Below are 17,673 nucleotides of genomic sequence, written 5' to 3'. Positions count from 1 at the left end.
CCTGAGAGCCAGTGGCGTATCATTCGACAAACGGTAGCCATGCCGTGAACGGGCTGAAGCTGGATATTTTCTTGTTTCGTCCACTTTTCAACACGATTGAGGTTTGGTACATGAACGACGCATTCAAGGTAGCCGCCATACAAATGGTATCGACACCCGAGGTCGAGCAAAACTTCAGCACTGCCCGTCGCCTGGTGGCCGAGGCCGCGGAGCAGGGCGCGACACTGGTGCTGTTGCCGGAATATTGGCCGCTCATGGGCTTGCACGAAAAGGTCAAGTTGGAGCATGCCGAACAAAACGCGGCCGGCAAGATTCAGTCATTCATGGCCGCACTGGCCCGCGAGCACGGCATCTGGCTGATTGGCGGTACCTTGCCGATGGCTTCGGATGAGACCGGCAAGGTGCTTAATACCTCGCTGGTTTATGATCCGGCCGGGCAACAGGTGGCGCGCTATGACAAGATTCACCTGTTCAGCTTTGTCAAAGGCGAGGAAGCCTATGATGAAGCGCGCACCATTACGCGCGGGGCTCAGGTTGTCACGTTTGATGCGCCATGCGGCAAGGTCGGGCTGTCAGTCTGCTATGACCTGCGGTTCCCCGAGCTGTACCGGGCCATGGGCGATTGCGCCCTGATCGTGGTGCCGGCGGCATTTACCTACACGACCGGCAGCGCGCACTGGGAAGTGCTGTTGCGTGCGCGCGCGATTGAAAACCAATGCTATGTGCTGGCGTCGGCGCAAGGCGGCAAACACGTCAATGGTCGCCGAACCTGGGGCCACAGCATGCTGATCGACCCCTGGGGTGAAATTATTTCGGTGTTGCCGGAGGGCGAAGGCCTTGTTATCGGTGATATTGAACCTCATCGTCTACAATACGTCCGTGACAGTTTGCCTGCGTTACAGCACCGCAAGTTATAAGGCCCAGTCCGGCCCAAACCGAAAAGTATCCACAATGAAACCATTTGAACCAAATCTCGGTGCCCTCAACATAGCGCGCGACGTCCTGCTGACGCCGTTTGGCCTGGATGAAGCCAAGCTGCTCAAAGCGCTTGGCACCATGTTTACCCATAAAGTCGATTACGCCGACCTGTATTTCCAGTTCACCAAGAGTGAAGGCTGGAGTCTGGAAGAAGGCATCGTCAAGACCGGCAGCTTCTCTATCGACCAGGGCGTCGGTGTGCGTGCCATCTCGGGCGACAAGACCGCATTTTCCTATTCGGATGAAATTTCCGAACAAGCGTTGCTGGACGCGGCGGCCGCGACCCGCACCATCGCCCGTCAGGGCGCTGGCAAGATCAAGATTGCCGGTACGGTGCAGCCGGTCGGTGGTCGTTCGCTGTATTTGCCGCATGATCCGCTCAATTCGCTCGATGCCACCGCCAAGGTGCAGTTGCTGGAGCGCATCGAGCGTATTGCCCGCGCCAAGGATCCGCGCGTGGTGCAAGTCATGGCCAGTCTGGCCGGTGAATATGATGTGGTGCTGGTGGCGCGCAGCGACGGCGTGCTGGCCGCCGATATCCGGCCGCTGGTGCGGGTGTCGATTACCGTGATTGCCGAACAGAACGGCCGTCGTGAAATGGGGAGCAGCGGTGGCGGTGGTCGTTACAGCTACGCCTACTTTGACGATGCCTTGCTGGAAAAATATGCTTCTGAAGCGGTGGCCACCGCGCTGGTCAATCTTGATGCGCGGCCGGCTCCGGCGGGTCCGATGACCGTGGTACTCGGCCCTGGCTGGCCCGGTATTTTGTTGCATGAAGCCATCGGACATGGCCTCGAAGGCGATTTCAACCGCAAGGGATCGAGCGTGTTCTCCGGTCGCATCGGCGAGCGCGTGGCGGCCAAGGGCGTCACCGTGGTGGACGACGGCACCATTGCCGACCGTCGCGGTTCGCTCAATATCGATGATGAAGGCAATCCGACCCAATGCACGACATTGATCGAAGACGGCATTCTCAAAGGCTACATTCAAGACACCATGAATGCGCGCCTGATGAATATGCCGGTGACCGGCAATGCCCGTCGTGAGTCATTTGCGCATCTGCCGATGCCGCGCATGACCAATACCTACATGCTGGCCGGTGACAAGGATCCGGAAGAAATTCTGGCCTCCGTCAAGAATGGCTTGTATGCAGTCAATTTCGGTGGCGGTCAGGTTGACATCACCAACGGCAAGTTCGTCTTTTCGGCCAGCGAAGCCTACATGATCGAGGATGGCAAGATTTCCTACCCGGTCAAGGGCGCCACGCTGATCGGCAACGGACCTGATGTGCTGAACCGGGTATCGATGATCGGCAACGACATGAAACTTGATTCCGGCGTCGGCGTTTGTGGCAAGGAAGGACAAAGCGTTCCGGTCGGCGTGGGGCAGCCAACGTTACGTCTGGATGGCGTGACTGTCGGTGGTACTGCATAAAACGTGCATGCAGCATTGGTTTGCAGGTGGCATATGCATCTAAAACTCATTTGTTGTTTGTTTTGTGAATTTTTGATGTCCTTGCTTGCCAAAAAGGCCAATTTGCTGCACTATCAGCTTTCTCGCACTTAACCCTGCCATGAACATGACTTTCGTCAACGCTTACTTTTTTTACTTTTACTTTAGCTATTCCAGCCCCACGGCGGTGAAAAGCGGTAAGCGTTCGTAAGCAGAGACCAAACCGAATTTCTAAAAAAACCGCCAGTGATGGCGGTTTTTTTTTACTTATTTCAGATTGCAATCAGGAGAAAAAGATGCCGCGCACCGACGATCTACGAATCAGAGAAATGAAAGAATTGACTCCCCCTTCGCATTTGATCCGCGAATTAGGCAGCACCGAAAAAGTCGAAACCACGACTGCTCAGTGCCGCACTGCACTGCATCGCATTTTGCACGGCCAGGACGACCGCGTCATGGTGGTGATCGGCCCTTGTTCGATTCACGATACCAAGGCCGCCATGGAATATGCGCGCCGTCTGGTAGTGGAGCGTGAACGCCTGAAAGGTGAACTGGAAATCGTGATGCGGGTGTATTTCGAAAAGCCGCGCACCACGGTCGGCTGGAAAGGCCTGATCAATGACCCGTACATGGATAACAGCTTCCGCATCAACGATGGTCTGCGTACTGCGCGTGAATTGTTGCTCAATATCAATGAACTGGGTTTGCCGGCCGGCACCGAATTCCTCGACGTCATCAGCCCGCAGTATGTGGCCGATCTGATCAGCTGGGGCGCCATTGGTGCCCGTACCACGGAATCGCAGGTACATCGTGAGTTGGCATCCGGCCTGTCATGTCCGGTCGGCTTCAAGAACGGCACGGATGGCAACGTCAAGATCGCCGTCGATGCCATCAAGGCCGCTTCGCAGCCGCATCATTTCCTGTCGGTGACCAAGGGCGGCCATTCGGCGATCGTGTCGACCAGCGGCAATGAAGACTGCCATATCATTCTGCGCGGTGGCAAGACGCCCAACTACGATGCCGTCAGCGTCGACGCGGCGTGCAAGGATATCGCCAACAACGGTCTGGCATCGCGTCTGATGATCGATGCCTCCCATGCCAACAGCTCCAAGAAGCCGGAAAACCAGATTCCGGTCTGTGCCGATATCGCCAATCAGATCGCTGCCGGCGACACCCGCATTGTCGGTGTGATGGTGGAGTCGAATCTGGTGGCCGGTCGTCAGGATCTGGTGCCGGGCAAGGAATTGACCTACGGCCAATCGGTGACCGATGGCTGCATCAACTGGGAAGAAAGTATCGCGGTGCTGGACGGCCTGGCAGAAGCCGTGCGTCAGCGTCGTCTGATCGGCGATAAAGACGACGTTTGATGTTGTCGGTGACAATGCAAAAGGGCGGACATGGGATGTCCGCCCTTTTTTTGCATGCATCGCCGGCAGTGGCCGGCGAACGGGGTGTGTTCAATCGCGGAAGTTGTTGAATTCCAGCGGCAAATCCTTGATTTCCTTGCGCAGCATTGCCATTGCCGCTTGCAGGTCATCGCGCTTGGCGCCGGTGATGCGTACCGCATCGCCCTGAATGCTGGCCTGGACTTTCATCTTGCTGTCTTTGACCACGCGCACGATCTTCTTGGCATCTTCAGTTTCGATGCCGTTTTTCACCTTGATGACTTGCTTGACCTTGTCGCCGCCGATTTTCTCGATCTTGCCATGGTCGAGGAAGCGCACGTCAACATTGCGCTTGGTCATCTTGTTGGTCAGGACGTCACGTACCTGGCCCAACTGGAATTCGGAGTCGGCGTAGGCGGTCAGGTCACGCTCTTTCTGTTCGACACGGGCGTCACTGCCTTTGAAATCGAAACGGGTCGTGATTTCCTTGTTGGCCTGATCGACGGCATTCTTGACTTCGACCAGATTGGCTTCGGAGACGGTATCAAATGATGGCATGGTGATTTCCTTTGCGTGCAGACAGCTTCAAAGCCGTGATTTTAACGGACAACGGTGGCTGCGGCTATAATCCTGCCCTTATGTTTCCGATTCCATTACAACGCGACTTTTCGTTGCGCAGCCTGAATACCTTCGGTATCGAGGCTCAGGCACGCGCCTACCTGCCGGTGGCCGGCGCCGATATCTTGCTGGCGGTCAAGAACAGCCCCGAGCTGGCGGCATTGCCGCGCCTGATTCTGGGCGGTGGCAGCAATCTGCTGCTGACGCAGGATTTCCCGGGACTGGTGTTGCACATGCGCAGTACCGGCATGACTGTCATCGACAGCGATGAGGATACCGTCCATGTCCGCGCGGCGGCCGGCGAGAGCTGGCACGGGCTGGTGATGTGGACGCTGGCGCAGGGTCTGGGCGGGCTGGAAAATCTGGCGCTGATCCCGGGCAGCGTGGGCGCGGCGCCGATCCAGAATATCGGGGCCTACGGCGTTGAACTCAAGGATCGCTTTCACAGCCTGACTGCTTTCGACTTCATCAGCGGCGAAATGCTGACGCTGGATCGCGCGACTTGTCGCTTCGGTTATCGTGACAGCATCTTCAAGCATGCATTGCGCGACCGCGCCGTGGTGCTGGACGTCACGTTTGCCTTGCCGAAAAAATGGCAGGCCAATATGCATTACGCCGACGTCATGCAAGAGTTGTCGCAGCGGCAAATCACGGCGCCATCGCCGCAAGATATCGCCGCTGCCGTGATCGCGATTCGTACCCGCAAGCTGCCTGATCCGGCGCAGATTGGCAATGCCGGCAGTTTCTTCAAGAATCCTATCGTGTCGGCAGCGCAGCGCGACAGCTTGCTGGCGCAGTATCCGCAACTGGTGAGTTATGTGCAGCCGGATGGCGGCTATAAACTGGCGGCCGGCTGGCTGATCGATCAGTGCGGCTGGAAGGGCAGGTCGCTCGGCGCTGCCGGTGTTTATGAAAAGCAGGCGCTGGTGTTGGTCAACAAAGGCGGCGCGACCGGCAAGGAAATCGCCGCGCTGGCGCAGGCGATTCAGGCGGATGTGCAAGAAAGATTCGGCGTCAGGCTGGAACCGGAACCGGTCTTTATCTGAGCCCTGCCGGTATCAGATATCAGGAAAGCAGAAAACAAAAAACGCGGCCAGGATTTCCCGGGCCGCGTTTTTTGCGTGATGACGAATGAATCAGCGATCAGCCGAAATGGCAGACGTAATCCAGTGTTTCCGTTACTTCAATATCGAAGCTGGAGTTGCCCGGTACATTGAAGCTGGTGCCGGCGGCGTAGGTATTCCATGCTTCTTCACCCTTGAGGCGCACCTTGCAGCTGCCGCCGTTGATTTCCATGATTTCCGGCGCGCCGGTGCTGAAGGTCAGCGCTGCCGGCAGAATCACGCCCAGCGTCTTCTTGGTGCCGTCGGCCAGAATCACGGTATGCGAAACGCATTTGCCGTCGAAGTAAACATTGCCCTTTTTGAGGACGGTGACGTTGTCAAATTGAGTGGTCATGTCTTTTCTTTGTGATGGATTATTTGTTGTCTTTGTCGAGCAGCGGCAGCGACACCGCAGTGCTGGTCGCCAGCAGGCCGGTGCTTTGATAGATCGCCAGTTTCTGACGGGTATCGCTGATATCCAGATTGCGCATGGTCAGTTGACCGATACGGTCTTGCGGCGAGAACGGACCGTCGCCCTTTTCCATGGTCAGGCGTTCCGGCTGATACGTCAGATTGGCGGACTCGGTGTTGAGGATCGAGTAATCGTTGCCGCGACGCAGTTCGATGGTGACTTCGCCGGTGATGGCGCGCGCTACCCAGCGTTGTGCCGATTCGCGCAGCATGATGGCTTGCGAATCGAACCAGCGACCCTGATACAGCAGGCGACCGAGGCGACGACCGCTTTCGCGGTATTGCTCGATGGTGTCTTCATTGTGGATGCCGGTAACCAGGCGTTCGTATGCGATGAACAGCAGCGCCAGACCCGGTGCTTCGTAAATGCCGCGGCTCTTGGCTTCGATGATGCGGTTTTCGATCTGATCGCTCATGCCCAGACCATGACGGCCGCCAATGCGATTGGCTTCGGTCAGCAGATCAACCAGGTTTTCGTAGACGACGCCGTTGAGTGCCACCGGACGGCCTTCTTCAAAGCGGATCGTTACTTCTTCGCGTTTGACTTCAACATCGTCGCGCCAGAATGCCACGCCCATGATCGGTTGCACGATCTTCATGCCGGAATTCAGATGCTCCAGATCTTTCGCTTCATGCGTGGCGCCGAGAATGTTGGAGTCGGTGGAGTAGGCTTTTTCGACCGACATCTTGTAGTCGAAACCGGATTCGATCATGAATTCCGACATTTCCTTGCGGCCACCCAGTTCCTGAATGAAGCGGTCATCCAGCCACGGCTTGTAGATGCGCAGATTCGGATTGACCAGCAGGCCGTAGCGGTAGAAGCGTTCGATGTCATTGCCCTTGAAGGTGCTGCCATCGCCCCAGATGTCGACGTTGTCTTCACGCATTGCTGCCACCAGCATGGTGCCGGTCACGGCGCGGCCGAGCGGGGTGGTGTTGAAGTAAGTGACGCCGGCGGTCGAGATGTGGAATGCGCCGCTTTGCAGGGCGGCAATGCCTTCGGCCACCAGTTGTTCGCGGCAATCGATCAGGCGTGCCAGTTCAGCACCGTAGGCCATCGCCTTTTTCGGGATTTCGTTGTAATCCGGCTCATCAGGCTGGCCCAGGTTGGCAGTGTAAGCGTAAGGGATGGCGCCCTTTTTGCGCATCCAGTGCAGCGCAGCGCTGGTATCGAGGCCGCCCGAGAAGGCGATGCCGACTTTTTCGTTGACCGGAACGGATTGCAGGATATTGGACATGATCTTCGGCTTGGGTTGGAGTGACAAATAGGTTTTACTTCGGGAATGCTGTTGCTTGACTACGCCGGTTCGTGGCAGACCACTTCGATGTTGTGACCATCGGGATCGAGCACGAATGCGCCATAGTAATTCGGGTGGTAATGCTCGCGGATGCCCGGTGCGCCATTATCGGTGCCGCCGGCTTGCAGCGCGGCGGCGTAAAAGGCATCAACCTGCGCCCGGTTGCCCGCGCGAAATGCAAAATGGATCGTGACGTTGTGCGCCGGCTTTTGCGCGGTAGCCTGGGTAACCCAGAAGTCGGGCTTGGGCGCTTCGCCAAAACCGGCGACATCGGCGTGACCGGTAACCGACGCCGGCAACTCCATGACCAGGGTATAGCCGACGGGCGCCAGCGCGCTTGCATAGAATGCCTTGCTGACGGCGAAGTCAGTGACGGTGATTCCGGTGTGATCGATCATGGTTGTTTCATTTCAGGTTGGGATGCAGTTACCGTTACCGTCAGCAGGCCGACCACATGTCGTACCTTGCCGGCAAAAATCAGCACGCAGACAAATGCCAGTGGCCATGCAATGACGAAAGTGAAGGCCCAGCGCACATGAAATCTGTGGTCGAAACCGGTGTTGATCAGCGTAATCAGCGCGGTCATGATGAAGGCCATGACCATCGACATCAGCAACGCAAACAACACCGGCGCATAACGTAACGGCAGTTTTTTCATGACACCTTGCCGAGTACCAGATATTCCAGCAATGCTTTTTGTACGTGCAGCCGGTTTTCGGCTTCGTTCCAGACCACCGATTGCGGGCCGTCGATCACTTCGGCAGAAACCTCTTCGCCGCGATGCGCCGGCAGACAATGCATGAACAGGGCATCGGCCTTGGCACGCGCCATCTTGGCACTGTCGACGATCCAGCCATCGAAGGCTTTCAGGCGGGCCGCATTTTCATCTTCGTAGCCCATGCTGGTCCACACATCGGTGGTGACCAGATCGACGCCGTCGCAGGCATCGCCGGGATTGGCGAACACGGTGTAGCGCTGATTGCGCGGCGACACCAATTGCGGATCGATGTCGTAACCCTTGGGCGTCGATACATTGACGTGAAAGCCGAATACTTCAGCCGCCTGCAACCATGAATAGAGCATGTTGTTGGCATCGCCGATCCATGCCACCGTCTTGCCCTGAATCGAGCCGCGCTGTTCGATATAGGTAAATACATCGGCGAGCACCTGACAGGGGTGATGTTCGTTGGTCAGGCCGTTGATCACCGGTACCCGCGAATAGGCGGCAAAGCGATCAATGATTTCCTGACCGAAGGTGCGGATCATGATGACGTCGCACATGCGCGACATCACCTGGGCTGCATCTTCAATCGGCTCGCCACGGCCAAGCTGACTGTCGCGGGTATTCAGATAGATCGCAGCGCCGCCGAGCTGGTGCATGCCGGCTTCGAACGACAGGCGGGTGCGCGTCGAGTTCTTTTCGAACACCATGACCAGCGTGCGATCCGCCAGCGGATGGTAGGGCTCGTAATTCTTGAACTTACGTTTGATGACACGGGTACGCTCGATCACGTGCTCGTATTCATCAAGCGTAAAGTCGGAAAACTGCAGGTAGTGTTTGATTGCCATAAATGAAAACGGCGGCCAGTGAGGCGCCTGCCGCCGGTTGTTGTAACTGCTTCAATTATAAGGGATTTCAGCCAAAAAGATAGGCTGCGCGGGTTTGCAGCACGCGCTGCAAACCGCATGCGCCGGTGATGCTGGCAGTTACCGGCGATGCGGGAACGGCTGCGGTGCCGCCAACCGCGCGGCAATCGGGGCCGGGTGGCGATGACTTGCGCCGGGTCGCGTCACGGGACTGTGGTCATCACCCGCGAGCAAGAGGAATGTCAGCGGCGTCAGATTGTTGCCTCTCTGATATCTGAATTTCCACAAAGAAATGTCAATCTGAAAACCTTCGACTTTTATCCGTATATTGCTCGCATTTTGATTCGACCGAAAACGATTGTTTCGGACTATCGTTTTGGTAATGAGAATCGTTGTCATGTTGAATCCTAGAATACGCTTCCTTTTATTCTCAGGTCTGTATCAACGGCCATCATCATGTCCCGATATTCTCGTCAAACCCCGCATCTGAAAACTTCCTGCTCATTGGTGTTTTGTTCTCTGTTATCCGCGCTGCCGGCCGCCATGGCCGACGACACTGCGGACACCGCCTTGCCCAGTGTCGAAGTGCGCAGCAAGCGCAGTCCGCATGACCCGCGTGCGGCCACGGTCAGCACCGCCACCAAGACGGACGTCGATGCGCGTTATGTGCCGCAGACCATCAACAGTGTCAGTGTGGAGCAGGTTGCTTCCTATGGTGGCCAGACTTTGGCTGACGCCTTGAGCGGTGTACCGGGCATTTCAAACAACTCGGATACGCGCTTCGACAGTTTCAAGATACGCGGCTTTTCCAGCGCCGCCGACGTGTTGCTTGATGGTGTGCGCGATGATGCGCAATATGTGCGCAACCTCGGCAATATCGAACGGGTGGAAGTGTTGAAGGGACCGGCGGCGGTATTGTATGGTCGCGGCAGCGGCGGCGGCGTGATCAACCGCATCAGCAAGCAGCCCGGTCATGATGTGCAAAGCAGTGTGCGCATGATCGCGGGCAGCTATGGCCGTATCGGGGCAGCGGCCGACATCAATCAGGTCTTTTCTGAAGAGTGGGCGTTGCGCATCAATGCCGGTCGTGAACATGCAGACAGTTTCCGTAACGGTGTTGACAGCACACGGCAATATTTCGCGCCATCGATCAAGTGGGATAACCATCGCACCAGTTGGCTGCTGCAAGCCGAATACAACGAATTCGAACGGGTGCCGGATCGCGGCATGCCGGCCGGCCGTCGTGCCAATGGCCGCTATTACTTACCGCCGGCCGCAATGACGACCACCTACGGCGCGCTAGGCCGTGATTACATCAAGGATACCGCCACGAGCCTGCGTTCGACGTTCGAGCACCGGCTCAACGAGCAATGGAAAATTCGCAACGTGCTCAGTGTGCTGAATCTGGACAGTCGCTTTGATAACACGTTTGCCGGCGGCCTGACTGGTTCCGGCAACAGCATGGTAACCCGGTCGCGTTTTCTGCAAGACCTCAGGCAACGCAATCTGCAAGGCAATCTGGAACTTGATGGCAAGCTGAGTACGGGCAGTGTTGAGCATCAGCTTTTATTCGGTGCGGAATACAGCGATGAAAAGCGTCATCCGCGTTTGTGGCGTGCGGATGCAAGTAACGTTTCCTTGCTCGCACCGAACAACACGCCCGACAGAGGTCCCGTTCCAATTGTCAATTCCAACAGTATTCATAAGGCAAAAGGTTATGCTTTGTATGCGCAGGACCTGATCAGTTTGTCGCCGCAATGGCAAGTGCTGGCTGGTCTACGCTGGGATCGGTTCGCAGTTGATTCCGTCAGCCTGCGTAACAATGGCCGCGCGCAGCGTACGACGTCGGCTCTGAGCCCGCGTCTGGGCGTGGTCTGGTCGCCGCTGGCAGATCACAGCTTTTATGCGTCGTACAGCAAGAACTTCATTCCTTCAGGTGGCGTGGATACTGTTGGTCTCGATACCGATCCGTCCAGCAGCAGCGTCAATGCACTTGATCCACAGTTCAGCCGACAACTCGAAGTTGGTGTCAAGAGTGATTGGTTCGACAAGCGGATGAGCACGACATTGTCGGTGTTCCAGCTTGATTTGTATAACCGCCGCACTAAAGTCTCTGCGAATCCGGATATTTTTATGCTGACCGGCCTGGAGCGCAATCGCGGTATCGAACTGGGCGTCAATGGTCAACTGGCAAGCAACTGGTTCATTCGCAGCGGCTTCAGCGTGCAGAACGCCCGGATCCTTGAGGCGAAATCCTGTGCCGGCTGTGGCAGCAATGTACAAGGCAAGCGTTCTGCCGGTGTCTCCAGCGCCAATGGCAGCCTGTTCATCAGCTACGCACAGGTGCAGGGGTTCTTTGCAGAAACCGGCCTGGTCTATGAGGGGGCGCGTTACATCGACAACAACAACCTGCTCGACTTGCCAGCCTATACGCGTTGGGATGGCAAGCTCGGTTACCGTTTCCAGAAAGCCGAAGTGACCTTTGCCGTGACCAATCTGACGGATCGCCGTTATTACGTGACTGCGACCGGTCTGTCGCAAATCATGCCGGGATCGCCTCGCAGCGGGGTATTGAATCTGACTTACAAGTTCTGATCTGTGGCATCGATAAAAAAGCCGCTCCGTTTAATCGGGAGCGGCTTTTTTACATGCCGGGGGCGCCGGTGCAATCAATACAGCTTTTGCGACGACTCATGCAGCAACTGCACATACAAGGCATGCCGCATCGGCGCAATCTCGCCAGCCTTGACTGCATCCAGTACTGCGCATTGCGGTTCGTTGAGGTGATGGCAGTTATAGAATTTGCACTTGCCCAGATATGGCGAGAATTCACGGAAGGCGCGCTCCAGCATGCCTTCGCTCAACTGATACAGGCCGAATTCCTGGAACCCCGGCGAATCGATGATGGCCGTGTCTTCATCCATGAAATACAGGCGCGTGAAGGTGGTGGTGTGTTTGCCGGTGTCGAGCGCGGCTGAAATTTCGCGGGTGGCAATCGCCGCATCCGGAATGATCAGGTTGATCAGCGTCGATTTGCCCATGCCGGACTGACCGATCAGGATGGTCGATTGTCCTTGCAGCAGCGGCATGAACGCTGCGCGCGTGGCTTCCGGGGTAGCGACGGCCGATACTTCATGCACCGGATAACCGATGCGGGTGTACATCTCCAGCCGCTTGCGGGTTCTGGGCAAGGCTTCGGTGATGTCGGTCTTGTTCAGAATGATATGGACACTGACGCCGGCCGATTCCGCTGCGACCAGTGCACGCGATACCAGATCATCGGTAAAGCCGGGTTCGGTGGCCACCACGATGAACAATTGCGTGACGTTGGCGGCCAGCAGTTTGGATTTGTATTGATCGGAACGGTACAGCAGCGTCTTGCGCTCCTGAATGCTTTCGATCACGCCCTGATTGGCCGACGTGCGTTTCAGATTGACGCGGTCGCCGACCGCCACATCGCTTTTCTTGCCGCGCGTGACGCATTGCAGTTTTTCTGCGCCGAGTTGAATCAGATAATGCCGCCCGTGGGCGGCAATCACGGTGCCTGTTTCTGTGCTCAAGCTCATGTGGGGGAAAAGGATTGCTGAAAAATGGCATCGACCTTGGCGGCGCAGATGAAGTCGTTGACCGACAGGCCGCCTTTGCCCTGGTTGACGCTGTGGGTGTCGAAGCTGACGCTGCAACGGTTGTAGGTAACGATCAGTTCGGGATGATGATCCTGCACATGAATCACGTAGGCGATGGCGTTGATGAAGGCCAGGGTTTCATAATAGTTCTGGAATTCAAATATGCGCACCAGCTTGTTGCCGGTGATATGCCAGCCGTCGAGTGCGGACAATTGCTGCTGTGCTTCGGCATCCGGCATGGCAACGGTTTGCGGTTCGCAGTTCTTGACCAGCAAATCTGAAGTGGAAAAAGTCATTGCGTGGCTCCCTGATGTGCTGCATTAAGCTTGCCGATACGGATCGTGGCAGGCGGGTGTGAATCATAAAAGGCGGAGTGCAACGGATCGGGTGTCAGCGTCGACGCATTGTCTTCGTACAGCTTGACCAGTGCCGATACCAGGTCTTCGGCATTGGTGTGCTGCGCGGCAAAGGCATCGGCCTCGAATTCATGTTTGCGCGATGTCAGTGATGACAGCGGTGACAGCAGGAACGTGAATACCGGCAAGATCAGCATGAACAGGATCAGCGCCATGGCGTCATTGCTGCCGAACAGCAAGGGGTTGACGCCGAGACCGGTATAAAACCAGACCTGGCCCTTGAGGTAGCCGAGCAATGCCAGGAACAGCAGCGAAATGGCAAACATCACGCTGACGCGCTTGACGATGTGCTTGAGCTTGAAATGGCCCAGTTCATGCGCCAGCACGGCTTCGATTTCATGCGGCGCCAGACGCGCCAGCAAGGTATCGAAGAAGACAATCCGCTTGCCGGAACCGAAACCGGAGAAGTACGCATTGCCGTGCGCGCTGCGCTTGGAGCCATCCATCACGAACAAGCCTTTCGACGCAAAACCGACGCGTTGCATCAGGGCCTCGATACGGGCCCGCAGATTGTCGTCTTCGAGCGGCGAGAATTTGTTGAACAGCGGGGCGATCACGGTCGGGTACAACACCAGCATCAGCAACTGGAAACCGCTCCAGACCAGCCAGGCATAGATCCACCACAGCGCGCCCGACTTGTCCATCAGCGTCAGGATGACCCACAGCAGCGGCAAGCCGATGGCGGCGCCGATCAGGGCATTTTTGATGGTATCGGTGAAAAACAGGCGGCGGCTCATCTTGTTGAAGCCGAAATGGGCTTCCATCACGAATTGCCGGTAGTAATCGAAGGGCAGGTCGATCAGGCCGGAAATCAGCGCAAAGGCGCCGATCAGGCATAACTGATAGGTCATGCCGGGGCCATCGAGCCACTGCAGCAACAGGCTCGACAGCAGTTGCAGCCCGCCCAGCAGGGTGAAGCCGATCAGTACGGCGGCATTGACCAGCAACACCAGCAAGCCGAATTTGGTTTTGGCAACAGTGTAATCGGCGGCCTTGCGGTGGGCTTCCAGCGGTATGCGGGCGGCGAATTCTGCTGGTACCGCCTGGCGATGCGCCAGTACGTGGCGGATGTGGCGCGAGCCCAGCCAGAACCTCACCACCAGCGTCAGCAGCAGAAAAGCGACAAACAAAACTGAAAACGAGAGTGAATACATGCTTTCCCTGTGAGAAAATGGCGAACGTCAAAACCGTGACAAGAATTCGATGAACGCCACGAATGTTTGTCTGAAAACGGTTTATCAATAAAGAAAGAACAATTATGTCACAAGCTACCGCTGCCAACGCTGGCGCAACGACTGCTGCAATCCCTGCGCGTCCGAATGAATTCAACCTGGTCTGGGTCGATATGGAAATGACCGGGCTCGATCCGGACACCGACCGCATCATTGAAGTTGCCGTGGTGGTGACCGATTCCGAATTGAATATTCTGGCCGAAGGTCCGGTATTTGCGATTCATCAGGCCGATGAGATCATGGATGGCATGGATGCCTGGAACAAGGGTACCCATGGCCGCTCGGGTCTGATCGAGCGCGTCAAGACCTCGACCACCAGCGAATCGGATGCCGAACTGGCGCTGATCGAATTTCTGAAGCCTTACGTGCAATCGGGCAAATCGCCGATGTGCGGCAACACCATCTGTCAGGATCGGCGCTTCATGGCGCGCGGCATGCCGAAACTGGAAGCCTACTTCCACTATCGCAATCTGGATGTGTCCACGCTCAAGGAATTGTGCAAGCGCTGGAAGCCGGAACTGGCGAGCGGCTTCAAGAAGCACCAGAAGCACACGGCGCTGGCCGACATTCTGGAATCGATTGAAGAACTGCGCTATTACCGCGAACATTTCATCAAGGCCTGACCATCGCAGTGCGGTTGCCGCTTGCGGCAGCCCGCCACCGTAACTGTTTATCCGTACCTCGTGACGACATCGCCCGCTTGCGGCCGATGTCGTTTGCATTTGGTGCGTCCTGATCCGCAGCCGGCGAAGGCCGGGTTGCGTCTCTGCCACACTTCCGGCACTTTCCTGTACGCCGCTTCCCGTGGCCGTTTCAGGCTATCCCGAAAGGGCTTTTTTTCAACATTTCTTCTATTGTTGGTGCGGTAACCGCTTGGTTAAATCGCAGCCTGGCATGTGCCAAACAGGCGCGGCATCGGATGTGATGCGGCGTGATCAACCGGTTGTGTTTCCCGTAGGAAAAATCATGAAAAAATCTATTCGCAGTATGTTGGTGGGAGTGTGTTCGATGGGGATGTTGTCGGTGGCAACGTCCGCACTGGCACAGGAACGCAGCGGCTTTTACGTCGGTACCGGGATCGGCTACTCGGTCAACCTGCTGGAGAATGACAATGTCTACTCCAAAAACGGCACCGAAAAAAGAACCGATACCGGGTTCAAGTTTTACGGCGGTTACCAGTTCAATAACAATTGGGCAATTGAAGGCCAGTATCTGAATATCGGCACCTATGCGGGCGATACCAAGAACCGGACGCCGAACAACATGCATATCACCGCCAAGGCTTCCGGGTTTTCCGTGGCCGCAGTCGGCATGCTGCCGCTGGGTCAGAGTTTTGCATTGTTCGGCAAGGCCGGCGCTATCCTCAAGACGGTGGATGCTTCTGAATACAACGACCTCAAGACCCTGCGGCGCGAAGTGAAGTCGACCAAGACCAGCGCCTTGCTGGGCGCCGGCGTCGAATTCAAGGTGACGCCGCAACTGGTATTGCGCGCCGAGTATGAATATCTGGGCAAAACGCCGTTGAGCACCAACGATAACGGTCCGCAACTGCGCAACGACATGGTGTCTGTCGGCGCGCGTTATACGTTCTGATGCTGTTCCGCGCAGTCGTGACGTAAAAAAGAGCCGGATCTGGCATCAGATCCGGCTCTTTGCATGACAACGACAGTACCGGCTGTTTATTCTTCAGCTTGTCCGGCACCGCAGCACTTCTTGTATTTTTTGCCGCTGCCACAGGAACAGACATCATTGCGTCCGGGCTTGGGCGTCTCGTGGCGCACGGTTTCCACGGCCGACTTGCGGTGTGGTAACCAATAGCGATAAATGTGCGGAATCGCCGATTCGATTTCTACCGCCAGCTTGTGGGTTTTGACCGGGTCTTCGATCAGCGGCAATTCCTCTTCTTCCAGTTCCTCGGAACCGAGCAGATAAATCGGCCGCATCAGCGGCGCCAGATTGGAATGGAAAATCGGATCCCATTCCCTGGCCCGCAATTGCAGGCCTTCCCAGAAACCCCAGGCCCAGGCTTCGCCGTCGAGCAGCGGTTTGCCTTCCCATTCGCGTTCGCAGAACAGCGGTTCGTATTCCTTGGGCGCGACTTCCAGCGTGATCGCGATTTCATTCATGGTGCGCGCGATGAAACCGGTGATGCGTTCGGCTTCCTTGGCGTTCTTGAACTTCGGCGTGTCTTCCGGCTTGCTGCCCCAGACGCGCGGCAGCCATTCGGCCATCAGCACTTCTTGCGGGCCGATCACCAGTGCCGTCAAAAAGCCATGCAGCGTATCCATGGTCATGGCGTCGTCGGCGCAGCGGTCAGAAAGCAGGAAGTCGTCGAGTTCGTCGAATTCTTCGTCGGAGAGTGGTTGGTCCAGTTGCATGATGTGATCCGTGATACAGATAAAACCGCAGTGTAATTCCAATCGCTGCGGGACGCGAGGATTGTTGTGATGCCGACTGACTGAGCACGTACAATACGGGCATGACAATTGGCCCCCCCGTTTCTGCCGCCGCCCTTGTGCCGGTGAGCTCGTTTGCCGGACTTTCACCGGATACCGTACTGGATGCGCTCGACAGCGTAGGTCTGCATGGTGACGGTCGTTTGCTGGCGCTCAACAGTTATGAAAACCGCGTTTATCAGGTCGGCATGGAAGAAGGGCCGCCGCTGATCAGCAAGTTTTACCGGCCCCAGCGCTGGAGCGATGCCGCGATTCTGGAAGAGCATGCCTTCGTGCAAGAGCTGGCCGATGCTGAAATACCGGTGGTGCCGGCCAGTGTGCTTGACAACGGTTCCAGCCTGCAGCAGTTTCAGGGTTTTCGTTTTGCCACCTTTGCCCGTCACGGTGGCCGTGCGCCGGAGCTTGGTGATCCGGCCACGCTGGAATGGCTGGGGCGCTTCATCGGCCGCATTCATGCGGTTGGCGGCTTGCGCAGTTATACGCAGCGGCCGACGCTGGATATCGTCAGTTTCGGCGAAGAGCCGCGCGCTTATCTGCTGCAACACGATTTCATTCCACCGGATTTGCTGAATTCCTGGACTACCACCGTCGATCAGGCATTGGCCGGCGTGCGGCGCTGCTTTGAACGCGCCGGCGAGATTCGCCAGTTGCGCCTGCACGGCGATTGCCACGTTGGCAATGTCTTGTGGACCGATGCCGGACCGCACTTTGTGGATTTCGACGATAGCCGCACTGGCCCGGCAGTACAGGATTTGTGGATGCTGCTGTCCGGCGAGCGCGGTGAAATGGTGCGGCAACTGTCCGACTTGCTGGCGGGGTATGAGGATTTTTGCGACTTCGAGCCGCGCGAGTTGTATCTGATTGAAGCCTTGCGGACCTTGCGCCTGTTGCACTATTCGGCGTGGCTGGCACGACGCTGGGATGATCCGGCATTTCCGCCGGCCTTCCCGTGGTTCAATACCCAGCGTTACTGGCAAGACCGCATACTCGAATTGCGGGAACAGATTGCCTTGATGGATGAGCCGCCGCTGTGGCCTATCTGATTGAAATT

Annotated in this window: 19 protein-coding genes; 8 read left to right on the top strand and 11 right to left on the bottom strand. The window is 56.8% G+C overall.

All coding sequences use genetic code 11. The features are described from left to right. The first annotated feature begins 110 nt into the window (after window positions 1-110). From AKL27_RS02925 to aroG, 3 genes are all read left to right on the top strand, one after another. Window positions 111-917 carry a carbon-nitrogen hydrolase family protein gene (locus AKL27_RS02925; protein ID WP_050461243.1) on the top strand — a complete coding sequence of 269 codons (807 nt, stop codon included), beginning with the start codon at window positions 111-113 and terminating at the stop codon, window positions 915-917. Window positions 918-951: 34 nt separating this feature from the next. Continuing rightward, window positions 952-2,412: a metalloprotease TldD gene (gene tldD, locus AKL27_RS02920; protein WP_050461242.1), complete on the top strand. Its 1,461-nt coding sequence runs from the start codon at window positions 952-954 to the stop codon at window positions 2,410-2,412. A 314-nt stretch (window positions 2,413-2,726) separates the two neighbouring features. Continuing rightward, the gene (gene aroG, locus AKL27_RS02915) at window positions 2,727-3,797 is read left to right on the top strand and encodes a 3-deoxy-7-phosphoheptulonate synthase AroG (RefSeq protein ID WP_050461241.1); all 1,071 of its coding nucleotides are present in this window, start codon (window positions 2,727-2,729) and stop codon (window positions 3,795-3,797) included. A gap of 90 nt (window positions 3,798-3,887) precedes the next feature. On the opposite strand, the gene AKL27_RS02910 is transcribed toward aroG, so the two are convergent. After that, the gene (locus AKL27_RS02910; protein ID WP_050461239.1) at window positions 3,888-4,373 is read right to left on the bottom strand and encodes a YajQ family cyclic di-GMP-binding protein; all 486 of its coding nucleotides are present in this window, start codon (window positions 4,371-4,373) and stop codon (window positions 3,888-3,890) included. 80 nt (window positions 4,374-4,453) lie between these two features. On the opposite strand from AKL27_RS02910, the gene murB reads away from it, so the two are divergent. Further along, window positions 4,454-5,479 carry a UDP-N-acetylmuramate dehydrogenase gene (murB, locus tag AKL27_RS02905; protein WP_050461464.1) on the top strand — a complete coding sequence of 342 codons (1,026 nt, stop codon included), beginning with the start codon at window positions 4,454-4,456 and terminating at the stop codon, window positions 5,477-5,479. A 97-nt stretch (window positions 5,480-5,576) separates the two neighbouring features. On the opposite strand, the gene ppnP is transcribed toward murB, so the two are convergent. From ppnP to AKL27_RS27505, 6 genes are all read right to left on the bottom strand, one after another. Beyond that, window positions 5,577-5,891, bottom strand: coding sequence for a pyrimidine/purine nucleoside phosphorylase (ppnP, locus tag AKL27_RS02900; protein WP_050461237.1), 315 nt, complete (start codon window positions 5,889-5,891; stop codon window positions 5,577-5,579). 19 nt (window positions 5,892-5,910) lie between these two features. Next, window positions 5,911-7,245: an argininosuccinate synthase gene (gene argG / locus AKL27_RS02895; protein WP_050461235.1), complete on the bottom strand. Its 1,335-nt coding sequence runs from the start codon at window positions 7,243-7,245 to the stop codon at window positions 5,911-5,913. 59 nt (window positions 7,246-7,304) lie between these two features. Then, on the bottom strand, window positions 7,305-7,703 hold the full coding sequence (locus tag AKL27_RS02890) for a VOC family protein (RefSeq protein WP_050461233.1): 399 nt from the start codon (window positions 7,701-7,703) through the stop codon (window positions 7,305-7,307). After that, complete coding sequence (locus AKL27_RS02885; RefSeq protein ID WP_083438838.1) at window positions 7,700-7,963, bottom strand: DUF2798 domain-containing protein; 264 nt, start codon at window positions 7,961-7,963, stop codon at window positions 7,700-7,702. The genes AKL27_RS02890 and AKL27_RS02885 overlap by 4 nt, the downstream gene beginning before the upstream one ends. Further along, window positions 7,960-8,874 carry an ornithine carbamoyltransferase gene (argF, locus tag AKL27_RS02880; RefSeq protein WP_050461231.1) on the bottom strand — a complete coding sequence of 305 codons (915 nt, stop codon included), beginning with the start codon at window positions 8,872-8,874 and terminating at the stop codon, window positions 7,960-7,962. The genes AKL27_RS02885 and argF overlap by 4 nt, the downstream gene beginning before the upstream one ends. Window positions 8,875-9,012: 138 nt before the next feature. Beyond that, window positions 9,013-9,291, bottom strand: coding sequence for a hypothetical protein (locus AKL27_RS27505; RefSeq protein WP_157056765.1), 279 nt, complete (start codon window positions 9,289-9,291; stop codon window positions 9,013-9,015). 57 nt (window positions 9,292-9,348) lie between these two features. Here AKL27_RS27505 and AKL27_RS02875 point away from each other — a divergent pair, with 57 nt between their 5' ends. After that, window positions 9,349-11,487 (top strand): TonB-dependent receptor, encoded by a 2,139-nt coding sequence (locus tag AKL27_RS02875; RefSeq protein ID WP_050461227.1) that lies wholly within the window; start codon window positions 9,349-9,351, stop codon window positions 11,485-11,487. A gap of 74 nt (window positions 11,488-11,561) precedes the next feature. Here AKL27_RS02875 and rsgA read toward each other — a convergent pair whose 3' ends face one another. The 3 genes from rsgA to AKL27_RS02860 are packed head-to-tail and all read right to left on the bottom strand — an operon-like array spanning window position 11,562 to window position 14,088. Further along, the gene (gene rsgA / locus AKL27_RS02870; protein ID WP_050461225.1) at window positions 11,562-12,458 is read right to left on the bottom strand and encodes a ribosome small subunit-dependent GTPase A; all 897 of its coding nucleotides are present in this window, start codon (window positions 12,456-12,458) and stop codon (window positions 11,562-11,564) included. Next, window positions 12,455-12,814 (bottom strand): 4a-hydroxytetrahydrobiopterin dehydratase, encoded by a 360-nt coding sequence (locus tag AKL27_RS02865; RefSeq protein WP_050461224.1) that lies wholly within the window; start codon window positions 12,812-12,814, stop codon window positions 12,455-12,457. The genes rsgA and AKL27_RS02865 overlap by 4 nt, the downstream gene beginning before the upstream one ends. Next, window positions 12,811-14,088 carry a M48 family metallopeptidase gene (locus AKL27_RS02860; RefSeq protein WP_050461222.1) on the bottom strand — a complete coding sequence of 426 codons (1,278 nt, stop codon included), beginning with the start codon at window positions 14,086-14,088 and terminating at the stop codon, window positions 12,811-12,813. Before AKL27_RS02860 ends, AKL27_RS02865 begins: the two co-directional genes overlap by 4 nt. Before the next feature lie 104 nt (window positions 14,089-14,192). Between AKL27_RS02860 and orn the strand changes: the two genes are divergently transcribed. After that, window positions 14,193-14,789, top strand: a complete 597-nt coding sequence (orn, locus tag AKL27_RS02855; RefSeq protein WP_050461220.1) for an oligoribonuclease — start codon at window positions 14,193-14,195, stop codon at window positions 14,787-14,789. A 343-nt stretch (window positions 14,790-15,132) separates the two neighbouring features. Continuing rightward, the gene (locus AKL27_RS02850; RefSeq protein ID WP_198155871.1) at window positions 15,133-15,759 is read left to right on the top strand and encodes an outer membrane beta-barrel protein; all 627 of its coding nucleotides are present in this window, start codon (window positions 15,133-15,135) and stop codon (window positions 15,757-15,759) included. 86 nt (window positions 15,760-15,845) lie between these two features. Here AKL27_RS02850 and AKL27_RS02845 read toward each other — a convergent pair whose 3' ends face one another. Next, complete coding sequence (locus AKL27_RS02845) at window positions 15,846-16,544, bottom strand: UPF0149 family protein (RefSeq protein ID WP_050461217.1); 699 nt, start codon at window positions 16,542-16,544, stop codon at window positions 15,846-15,848. Window positions 16,545-16,645: 101 nt separating this feature from the next. On the opposite strand from AKL27_RS02845, the gene AKL27_RS02840 reads away from it, so the two are divergent. Further along, window positions 16,646-17,665, top strand: coding sequence for a serine/threonine protein kinase (locus AKL27_RS02840; RefSeq protein ID WP_050461215.1), 1,020 nt, complete (start codon window positions 16,646-16,648; stop codon window positions 17,663-17,665). Window positions 17,666-17,673 lie beyond the last annotated feature (8 nt).

The sequence above is a fragment of the Herbaspirillum autotrophicum genome (assembly GCF_001189915.1).
Lineage (GTDB): Bacteria > Pseudomonadota > Gammaproteobacteria > Burkholderiales > Burkholderiaceae_D > Herbaspirillum > Herbaspirillum autotrophicum.
The sequence above is the reverse complement of the archived record's forward strand: the minus strand, read 5'-3'. Positions and strand labels throughout refer to the sequence as shown.